The 1,739-nt window shown below is 55.8% G+C and carries 3 protein-coding genes; all 3 read left to right on the top strand.

The genetic code is table 11. The annotated features are described in order from the left end of the window. Positions 1-315: 315 nt before the first annotated feature. Entirely contained in the window at positions 316-453 is a 138-nt protein-coding gene (locus K4G67_RS17465) for a hypothetical protein (RefSeq protein WP_239807511.1), read from the top strand. Beyond that, positions 450-572, top strand: coding sequence for a hypothetical protein (locus K4G67_RS17630; RefSeq protein ID WP_275588959.1), 123 nt, complete (start codon positions 450-452; stop codon positions 570-572). Before K4G67_RS17465 ends, K4G67_RS17630 begins: the two co-directional genes overlap by 4 nt. 648 nt (positions 573-1,220) lie before the next feature. Continuing rightward, positions 1,221-1,730 carry a hypothetical protein gene (locus K4G67_RS17460; protein WP_239807510.1) on the top strand — a complete coding sequence of 170 codons (510 nt, stop codon included), beginning with the start codon at positions 1,221-1,223 and terminating at the stop codon, positions 1,728-1,730. Positions 1,731-1,739: the final 9 nt, after the last annotated feature.

The following is a 1,739-nucleotide window of genomic DNA, read 5'->3' as shown; positions in this document are numbered from 1 at the left end:
ATCATCAGCCCAATCTCCGCTTGCCTGCGGAACACTGAATCAGGACTTCACGCCAATCGCAAGCGGGACTTTTTCAACAGAATACACCCCACCTCCGACATTCAGGGGCCGCTCGGGCAGTCCCGAAAGCGGATGTCACTGGAGGCTCACGGCTGTGACCGCTTTCGGGAGCCGTGGGCGGTTGGGCCAATGACCGATATTGAGGCGCAAAGCGGAAGCACGGTTGCATAGCCGAGAGCGTCCGAATGACCGGCGCCTGCACGTTGTATTTCCCGCGGCGTCACCGATTGCGGAGATTATTCCTAACCGAACCCAATGGACATACTGCGCATGTCGCAAGGTTTTATCGGGCCACGCCCTTTTGAAAAAACCAACGACGGCGTCAGCGCAAAAATGATCGGTTGCGCGGAAGCGAAGGTCAAGCTTCAACAGCGCTTGGCAACTGCAAAATGACCAACACCCGCTTACAAGAAAGCGTGTATTCTAAATCGAAAACGCATGCGGTCGCCAACGTCGAACGCCCCGGTAATTTGTGTTCTCCAACATCGCAAAATCGCATCGATCAAGCCTGAAATTTTGCTCAAGCGGTGTGGACAAAATCCGAATGGTAGATTTTGATCGTCCGCCAGTTTCAGACGCTGCAAGGCCGATCCTAAACGGCGGACACCAGCGGAGAATGTCCACATGATCGTCCAAGGCGGTATCACCGCGATTGTGTGGACAAAATTCTTTCACCTTCCCATTCGGTCAGGAAAAACGCGTGGACAAATGCGAAATTTTGGCCACGATTTTTTAGTAGGCGCAATACCGCAAAAATGGGGAACCCCATTTTTGCATGCTGTGGACACGGCTCTCTAGCTCCAATTCGAGCTGTCCCTGCCTGTCGGCCGGAACCTCCTTATTGCGAGCCGGTCGTTGAGACCGTTTGTCCATGGGTTCGGCGTTGTCCCGCCTCAGGTCCTTTGTGTGGACAATGTCCACACGCCGGAAGGTCAGCTCGGTGAGCGTGACGAAAGAAACAATCAGAAGGGAAAGGTGCAAGTTCTTCAGCTTTTCACCTGCAGTTCAATGCGCTGGCAGCGCCCTCCCGGCCGCGGGTTGAGCCGACCATGGAAGAAGGTTGATAGGTGAAAAAGAGACGAAGCAAATCGGTAGGATGAAAATCAAGATCGATGCTTCCGTTGGATCGGTCGATCCAGCGTCTGCAATAGGAAGTCTCGATGGAATACAACGAACTCAATGAATATAATCCCGCACTGCGGCTGCTGGCCTTGCCGCTCGTGGCCATGGCTTGGGCAGGACCGATCCGAACCGTCAAATCGCCCTATCTCCCGCCAAGTTCCATTGCGTTTGGTGACTGCAAGCTGGTGATCGGAGTGACGCCGACGGACGCTCTCTACTTCAACAATTTTGAGAGAGCGGCGATAGATCTGGCCAGTGATACGATGCTCATCCGGGCGGGCCTGTCCCCCGAACAAGACAATCCGGTCACGGTGGACGTTGCGATGCGCACGCCTGCAGACTTGCTGATCTTTCGCGCCCACCACTTCGTGGAGCGGGAGAATGGCGATCTGTGGCTGTGCGCCGAGCGGTCACGAGGGCCCGCCCTCAAGCTTGGCAGTAGGGGTCTGGAATTGCATATGCGTCAGCCGTTCTGCGATGAGGAACGCGGCGACGGCGCCTGCCGAGCCGCAGCGCAAATCGTTCGCCTGTCGCGGGGGCTGATCTGATGGCGAAAC

Source organism: Croceicoccus hydrothermalis (genome assembly GCF_022378335.1).
Classification (GTDB): Bacteria; Pseudomonadota; Alphaproteobacteria; order Sphingomonadales; family Sphingomonadaceae; genus Croceicoccus; species Croceicoccus hydrothermalis.
Note: the sequence above shows the minus strand (reverse complement) of the source record. Positions and strands in the feature narration are given on the sequence as shown.